Here is an 8,059-nt window from a genome sequence, read left to right as displayed (position 1 = left end):
AAACCACAGAGCGCGTTCCTCAGCACCCGGGTTGGCATTCATCGAAGTGTTCTCGTGGAAACGCCTGAGAAACAGGCGTTCGGGCACCTCGACAAACTGTCCACCCAGGGCGAGTTGCGCCAGGAGAACCACGTCGGAACCGACGTATTTTCCGATAAGATCCGTCTTCAGGATCGCTTCTGCCCGTATGACACCGAATACCGGATGGTATTCGGTGCGGGTCGACAGGAAGTGTCGCAGACGCTCGTGCGGCGTCGGCTCACACAGGTTCATCCCATCCTCGAAGCCACCGGTCACCGTATCGTTCAGGTCGATGAGCGCCGTTTTGGGGTAGGCCAGGACGGCAGTGGGCGACGCGGCGGTCAGGGCCGCGACGCACCGGCTGACGAACGCGGGGGCGCAGAGGTCGTCGTGGGCGGCCCACTTGAAGTAGGTTCCCTCGGCGAGGTGGACGATCCGGTTGTAGTTCCAGGCCGCGCCGCGGTTCACCGGACTCCGGTGGTACTCGATCCGCGGATCCCGGCGGACGAATTCCCGGCAGATCTGCTCGGTTCGGTCGGTACTGCCGTTGTCGGCGACGACGATCTGAAGGTTCGGGTAGTCCTGCACGACGATCGACTCCAGCGCCCGGGCCAGGAAGTTCTCCCCGTTGAAGACGGGTAGTCCCACCGTCACGAGCGGCCGGGCGGGCGGGCGGGGTGACGGGACACCAGGCCCCGCCTGGCGATCATGCCCCTTGCGTCGGGCCTCACCCTGGGTGCCGCTGTCGACAGGTATGGCCATTCTCCATCGTCCCTCCGTCCGGCCGGAGCCGGACCTCTGCTGACGAGCTTGTCAACTACTAAGTGGCACGACCTCCGCGGGCACACCCAGTTCCGCCAACCGGCCGCGCACCTCGTCCAGATACAGCGGATTCGGGAGAAAAACGCGCCCCACCCGCTCCACCGACAGGTCCTCGGGTGCCAACACCGGATGCCCGGTGCCGGGCACGAACAAGCCCCTCTTCCGCGGGTTGAGGTCGACGACTCCCCGCACGGCGGAACCGGCGTCCGACACGTTGAGGAATGCCACCCCCTTGGACCCCGCCCCCCAGACCAGCGCACGCGGCGCGTCCCAAGCGGAATCGGCGGCCGTCGCCAGGTCGGCGAGATGCGCGGACCAGCGCCCGACAACCTCCCGGTAGACGTCACCGAACTTTCTGGCCTGGACCACGAACCGGTCCGTCGCCACCACGTCCTCGCCGGCGGCCGGTCCGATCCGACCGGGCGGACGGGCCGGCGGCGCCGTCCTGGCCTCGATCCAGAGGAACTGGTCACCGTAGGACGTCCCGGCGTCGGTGACGGTGAACCCGGCCGCGCTCACCACCCGCCGGAGTCCGGCCGGCGAGAAGTACGACACGTGCGGGTAGATGAAGTCCCACACCCCCGCCTCGCCGAGGACGAAGCCGCCGTTGGGCACCTCGAGATACAGCGATGCGTCCCGGCCGCCCAGCGCATTGCGGATATCGGTCAGGAAGCCCAGTGGATCGGACACGTGCTCAAGGACGTGCCGGCAGACGACAAGATCTGCCGGGAGATGGGAATAGCGCGGACCGTACAGGTCGACCACAAAGGTCACCGCGGCGTCGTCGGCACGTTCGGGGCCGATGTAGGTCGGGTCGTACCCGGTTCCGGCACACAGTCCCCGGACGCACAACAGGCGCAGGAAGTCCCCCTTGCCCGACCCGATCTCGACAATCTCCCGCCCCACCAGGTTGTGCCGGACGATCAGACGGTCCGCCAACGCCTCGGCGTACGCCCGGAAGGCGGGCGAGAAGTGCAGCGAGTTGTCATACTCGCCGCCGTACTCGACGAGCCCGGCCTCGAACGCGACATTGACCACGGTGCCGCACTCGGCACACAGCGACAGCTCCAGAGCACGGCGCTGCGCGGCCATAGCGGCCTCCCGCGACGGCCACAGCACGCCGGTCATCACCGGCGAACGCTCAACACGTACCAGGTCTTCGAGCGCGGTGCCCTGGCACGCCGGACAGACATTGGTCACCGGACAGACGTTGTTCACCAGACAGACATTGCTCACTCAGACGGCCCTCAGCTCGGTGTCGACACCCAGCCGGGTCAATTCCCCCGCGATCTCGTCACGATAGATCGGATTCATGATGATCAGAAGGTCCGGCCTGTCTTCCCGCAGCCACTCGGACGGGACGATGCGGTGGCCGCTGCCCGCCATGAACATGCCGTGTTTGTGCGGGTTGATATCGACGGCGTAGCGGACCAGGCCGGCGGCCGGGCCGAGGGTCGCCAGAAACGACACACCTTTGGAGCCCGAACCCCAGATCGCCGCCTTTTCGCCGCGCTGCTGCCCGTGCCGCAGCATCTCGCTCCACCGGTTCAGCGTCGTGGCCACCTCACGCTGGAAGTGCCGTACCCCGACGCGCAGGGTGGCCAGGTCGTCCTCGATCGGCAGCGGGTCACCGGCCGCCGGAACGGTGGACGGCCGCGCCTCGATCAGCAGGTACTGGTCGTCATAGTCGAGGGAGACGTCGAGCACCTCGAACCCGGTAGCTCGGAACAACCTCGCCAGCGAACCGGCGCTGAAATAGGAGCAGTGCTCGTAGTACACATCCCAGAACGCCGCCTCCTGCAGCACCCGCAGGACGTCCGGCAGCTCAAAGAGGACCGGGATATCGGTCCGGTCACCGATCGCGGCCCGGATCATTCGCATGAAGTCGCCGACCGGCGCGATGTGCTCCAGGGTGTGCCGGCACACGACGGCGTCGGCGGTCAGGTGCGCATACCGCTCGGAGTAGAGGTCCGTGATCCAGGTCAGCCGGCCGGCAACCGGGCTGGTGATGCGCTCGGGCCGGACACCCGGGTCGATCCCGATGCCGGCCCCGGCACCCTGCTCGACCATGTGGACGAGAAACTCACCCTTGCCGCACCCGATCTCCAGGACCGTCTTCCCGTACAGGTCGTACTTGTCGGTCCATCGCTTGGCAAGGTCCCGCGCGAACTCCTGAAAGCGGGTGGAGAATGCCTGCGTCTCCTCATAACGGGCGGAATACTGATTCTTGGCCGGATCGAAGGCCGTGTTCATGATGAAGCCGCAGCCCTCGCAGAAGGCGATCCGCAGGTTACCCCTCGGGAACGCCCGGGCCTCGTCCTCGCCGGCCAGCAGCAGACAACTGTGCGACGGGACGTCGTCCTTTGCATAGAAGGAGGTGAGACGGGAACCGCCGCAGGCGGGGCAGGCGGTGGACTGGTCAGTCATGGTACGACCCTCGGTGGCGGAACGGGAAGGATAAACCGGCCGCCCCGCCGCGGGTACGGCAGGTACCGCGGGTACGGCAGGTACGTCGAGCCGCGGGAGTGGCAGCCAAGCACGCTCATAGCACCCGCATCGGTGCGGCCGACCGCAGGGTGGCGTCGAGCAGACCGTCCGCCATGAGTTGCTGGATGCGCCGGATCCGCTGGAAGCGGGAGCCGATCAGGTCCTCCTTGGTCAGCCAGGCGGCGACGTAGGCCAAGTAGAGCTCCTCGACCCCCTTGCGGACGGTCCACACCGGCCGGAATCCCGGTATCTCCTCGGCGATACGGTCGCAGTCCACCCGGTAGTTCCGCTTGTCCGGCCCGGCCGTGTCCGCGAAGACCACCCGGCCGCCCGGCACGACCTCCTCGACGATCGCGGCCACGTCGCGTATCCGATAGTTCTCCGCCGACCGGCCGACGTTGTAGGCCTTGAGGTGGATCTTCTCGCGGGGCGCCTCGCACACGGCGAGCATCGCCCGGGCGATGTCCTCGATGTGTACCAGCGGCCGCCACGGCGTCCCGTCGCTCTTGAGGTAAACCTCGCCGGTCGTCACCGCGTAGCCGGTGAGATTGTTCACCACGAGGTCACCACGCAGTCGGGGTGAGACGCCGTACGCCGTGGCGTTGCGCAGGAAGACCGGGCTGAAATCGTCGTCGGCAAGCTCGGCGAGCTCCCGTTCGGCGATCACTTTTGACTCGCCGTAGGGGGTCACCGGATGAAACTCGGCCGACTCGTCGATGGGCGCGTCTCCGTGCGCGCCATAGAGGCTGCACGAGGACGAGAAGACGAAACGCGGTACGCCCGCGGCCTTGGCGGCGCGCCCGACCAGCAACGTCCCCCGGGCGTTGATGTCATAGGTCACGGCTGGGTTCAGATCACCCAGCGGATCATTGGATATGCCCGCCAGATGGACCACCGCGTCGTAACCCTCCAGATGGGACGGCCGGACGTCCCGAATATCAAGTTTCAACGCCGGCACGAAGTCCGGATCGAGTCCGAGGGTACACCCAGAGAACAGTCCGCTGTCCAGACCAACCACATCGTGCCCGGCGGCCCGGAAGAGCGGGACGAGACGGGTTCCTATATATCCGTCGTGTCCGGTGACCAGAATACGCATCGAGCTCAGTCCCATACCTTCCAGGGCGCACAGTCGCCATCCCACAGCGACTGCAGGAGTTTGCGGTCGCGTACCGTGTCCATACACTGCCAGAAGCCGCCATGCCGATATGCCATGAGCTGACCGTCCTTGGCGAGCCGCTCAAGGGGCTCCTTCTCGAACTGGGTGTCGTCGCCGGCAATGTAGTCGAAGACCTGCGGTTCTAGGACGAAGAAGGCACCGTTGATCCAGCCCTCACCGGCCTGTGGTTTCTCCGAGAACTCCACGATCTGGCCCCCGGCCAGCTCGAGGTGCCCGAACCGGGCGGGTGGCCGCACGGCGGTCAGCGTGGCGATCCTGCCATGCGAGCGGTGGAAGTCGAGCAACGTGTTGAGATCGATGTCCGCTACGCCGTCCCCCCAAGTCAACATGAACGTCCCCGTGCCACCGATCCAGGGCGCGAGTCGCCTGATACGACCGCCGGTGGCGGTATTCTGACCGGTGTCGACCAGATTTACCCGCCAATCCTCCGAGGTACCCCCGTGCCGTTCCACATCACCATTCCGGAGCGACACCGTGAGATCACTGGTCAGCGCCGCGTAGTCCACCAGCCAGCGTTTTATATATTCTCCTTTATACCCCAGTGCGATCGTAAAATCGGCGAACTGGAAGTGGGCGTAGTACTTCATGATGTGCCAGATGATCGGCCGATTCCCGATCTCGATCATCGGTTTGGGTTTGATGACCGTCTCCTCCGCCAACCGGCTTCCCAGACCGCCGGCAAGAATACCGACCTTCATCGTTCCGCTCGTTCCCGGGACCCGGCCGTGTGAACCGGCGCTGCCGAGCCGCCCACGCGGGTCAAGCCGCCCTGGCGAGGGACCGGGATACTGGGGTAGCTGGCCTGGCGACCACGTAGCCGGTCGTGGACCCCGACGTAGCTGGGCTCCGAATACCGCCAGGACAATTCGTTCACAATGCGCTCCCGGCCCCGGGCGCCAAGGGTCCGGCGTCGGTCCGGGTCCGTCAGCAGTTCGGCGAGGGTCCGGGCGAAGTCCGCCACCGTGTCGGAGGGTACGTAGACGGCGGCGTCCTCGGCGCTCACCCGGGTCTCGGTCAGGTCATAGGCCACCACCGGCAGCGCATAGGCCATGTATTCGAGCGTCTTGGACATGGTGGACACCTCGTTCAGCGGGCTCCGCGGGTCCGGCGACAATCCGACCGTAGCGGTGGACAGATAGTCCCGGATCATCTGGTCGTCGGCCCGCCCGGTGAACTCGACCCAGTCGTCGAGACCGAGCCGGCTCGACTGTTTCCGCAGATCGTCCAGACAATCACCAAATCCCAGCAGGGCGAAGGCGCAGTCGGTGCGCCCGAGAACGTGGACATAGTGATGTATGGCATCGAGGAGTCGGTCGACACCGTCCTGCGGGCCCATTATTCCCAGATAACAGGCAAGGTGCTGCCGGCCGCGCCGCAACTCGGGACGCTCCGCGGCAGGCTTCATCAGTTCGGGGTCCGGTCCGTTTCGGACGACGGTCACCCGTTCCGATGGCAGCCGCCCCCTAGTCAGGGCCAGCCGCCGGTACGATTCGTTGGTCACGATCACGTGGTCGGCGACCAGCTGGTTCATCCGTTCAAGCAGCAGCAGCGCGCGGAGCAACAGCCCCCCGTCCTTGCCGAACCGTGAGCGATAGAGTTCCGGACAGAGATCATGATGGTCGAAGACGAACTTCTTGCCGAACGGCTTGTAGAACAGCGCGAGCGCCCAGTACGTGTCCGGCGGGTTACACGCCTGGATCACGTCGAATCCGTGCCGGCGGGCCACGGCGACGGACAGGACAGCGGTTCGCACCCAGCAGTAGCCGAACTCGAAAACGTAACTGAGTACACCCTGGGTCCGGGGTGCGCCGCGATAGGTCCAGATGCTGACACCGTCGACGATCTGGTGACGCCGCTGCCCCGGGCCCCGTGGGCATATTACGGCGACCTGGTAGCCCTGGTTGCGAAGCGCCTGGCATTCCTGCCACGTCCGATGGTCGATCAGAATCGGCAGGTTCTGAACTACGATCAGAACCCGTCCTGCGTCGCCAACGTCGGGAGATTCGGTTGAGTCGGCGTCAGGCGCCGACGTGAGAGTATTCGCAGCCGTAGCCAACGAGATAGTCCCGTCGCGTGTCTGTCCCACATTTTTCTCCCGAAGATGAACGACCCCGTTGCCCGCGGACTGTGGACCCATCCCTCCCTTTCCGCTATGGCGAGGCTAGCGGCCGGCCTGGGCATCACCGGCGATTGAAAAACTTGCGTGTCGCGTCTTGGTGCCGGGCTCGGCCGATTCTCGCCACAGGAACGACAGAACTGACCGTTGGGGGCGGCTTATTCCAGCCATGCTGTTTGACGACGGCAGCCATGGCCGCCATGGATGCCGTGTTCGCGCCTTTAATGCCCGGGTCACTCTCGCGCTTTTTGACGCAAAGCCGCTCCTGGCAGCGGACCGCCAGTGACTTGTCGTGCGTTCCTCGGCTTTCTGGTCAGCTTACCGAATCAGACGGTCATCGAATCAGACGGTCCCGGATCAGACGGTCGACGATGCGCGGCCGGCGAGCAGTCCCAGCGACCCGGCCGCCTCCGTCAGGCCGGCTCGGGCGTCGGGGTGGGCGACGTGGTCGATGAGTCGGGCGGTCTGTTCGTGCTGACCACGCCCCCACACGGCCGCGGTCCCGTTCTCGGAGACGACGTAACTGTGCTGGAAACTGGTGACCGGGCTGGTAAGCCGCGGCAGCACACAGGAATCCCCCGACCGGGCATGCCGGCTCGGCAGGGCGATGATCGCCTTGCCGTCGGCCGCGTGCAGCGCGCCGACGACGAAGTCGGACTGCCCACCGAAGCCGGAGTAGATGCGGTTGCGGATCCAGGACGCGTTCGCCTGCGCATACAGGTCCACCTGCAGCGCGGTGTTGATCGAGGTCATCCGCGGCTGCCGGGCGATGACCCCCGGGTCGTTCACGATCTCGGTGCGTACCAGCAGCAACCGCGGATTGCGGTGCGCCCACGAGTAGAGCTCGGCCGACCCGAACAGGAACGAGGTCCGCAGCGGTGTCCCGGCGGCCAGCGCGCCGGAGGCTTCGAGCGCGAGCATGCCATCGGAAAAGGCCTCGGTCCACACGCGCAGATCCCGCCGGTCGACGAGGGCCGACAGCGTGGCGTTCGGGACACCGCCGATGCCGAGCTGCAGGGTCGCCCCGTCCTCGACGAGCGCGGCGACCCGCTCGCCGATCTGCCCGCGGACGTCGTCGACGAGCGTGACCGCGGGGCTGGCGAGCGGCTGCTCCACCTCCACGGCGAGGTCGACGTCGTCGATGCTCAGTTCACCGTCGCCGAAGGTGTAGGGCATCGACGGGTTGAGCTGGGCGACCACTAGTCCCCCGTGCGCGCGGGCCGCCTCGACCGCGGCCGGCAGGATGTTGACTTCGGTGCCGAGCGAGACCTTCCCTCCGTCGGGCACGCTGGTGTGCAACACGACGACGTCGGGCCGGTGGGTGGTCGCGAGCAGGCGGGGTACGAGGCTGAGCCGGTTGGGCAGGTAGTCGAGGCCGGGCACGTTGCGCATCGCCGGGCCGACGAACGCGGTCTCCGGCGTCACGCCGTCGCGCT

Annotated in this window: 7 protein-coding genes; all 7 read right to left on the bottom strand. The window is 66.3% G+C overall.

Translation table 11 applies throughout. The annotated features are described in order from the left end of the window. A partial coding sequence (locus ACY45C_RS06750) for a glycosyltransferase family 2 protein (protein WP_462186777.1) occupies nucleotides 1-783 on the bottom strand: 783 nt, incomplete at its 3' end. 51 nt (nucleotides 784-834) lie between these two features. Next, nucleotides 835-2,079 (bottom strand): class I SAM-dependent methyltransferase, encoded by a 1,245-nt coding sequence (locus tag ACY45C_RS06745; protein ID WP_462186776.1) that lies wholly within the window; start codon nucleotides 2,077-2,079, stop codon nucleotides 835-837. Then, nucleotides 2,080-3,270 carry a class I SAM-dependent methyltransferase gene (locus ACY45C_RS06740; RefSeq protein WP_462186775.1) on the bottom strand — a complete coding sequence of 397 codons (1,191 nt, stop codon included), beginning with the start codon at nucleotides 3,268-3,270 and terminating at the stop codon, nucleotides 2,080-2,082. It lies immediately after the preceding gene. 115 nt (nucleotides 3,271-3,385) lie between these two features. Continuing rightward, on the bottom strand, nucleotides 3,386-4,426 hold the full coding sequence (locus tag ACY45C_RS06735) for an NAD-dependent epimerase/dehydratase family protein (protein WP_462186774.1): 1,041 nt from the start codon (nucleotides 4,424-4,426) through the stop codon (nucleotides 3,386-3,388). A gap of 5 nt (nucleotides 4,427-4,431) precedes the next feature. Further along, complete coding sequence (gene rfbF, locus ACY45C_RS06730; protein WP_462186773.1) at nucleotides 4,432-5,205, bottom strand: glucose-1-phosphate cytidylyltransferase; 774 nt, start codon at nucleotides 5,203-5,205, stop codon at nucleotides 4,432-4,434. Continuing rightward, nucleotides 5,202-6,593: a glycosyltransferase family 4 protein gene (locus ACY45C_RS06725; RefSeq protein ID WP_462186772.1), complete on the bottom strand. Its 1,392-nt coding sequence runs from the start codon at nucleotides 6,591-6,593 to the stop codon at nucleotides 5,202-5,204. Before ACY45C_RS06725 ends, rfbF begins: the two co-directional genes overlap by 4 nt. Before the next feature lie 387 nt (nucleotides 6,594-6,980). Next, a partial coding sequence (locus ACY45C_RS06720) for an acetyl-CoA hydrolase/transferase family protein (RefSeq protein WP_462186771.1) occupies nucleotides 6,981-8,059 on the bottom strand: 1,079 nt, incomplete at its 5' end.

The sequence above is a fragment of the Frankia sp. CcWB2 genome, assembly GCF_977927585.1.
This window is presented reverse-complemented; position numbering and strand designations above follow the sequence as displayed.

Excerpts from the sequence above, each read along its gene's own strand:
- ACY45C_RS06740 (WP_462186775.1), bottom strand. The coding sequence starts at position 3,270 with ATGACTGACCAGTCCACCGCCTGCCCCGCCTGCGGCGGTTCCCGTCTC.
- ACY45C_RS06735 (WP_462186774.1), bottom strand. The coding sequence starts at position 4,426 with ATGCGTATTCTGGTCACCGGACACGACGGATATATAGGAACCCGTCTC.
- rfbF (WP_462186773.1), bottom strand. The coding sequence starts at position 5,205 with ATGAAGGTCGGTATTCTTGCCGGCGGTCTGGGAAGCCGGTTGGCGGAG.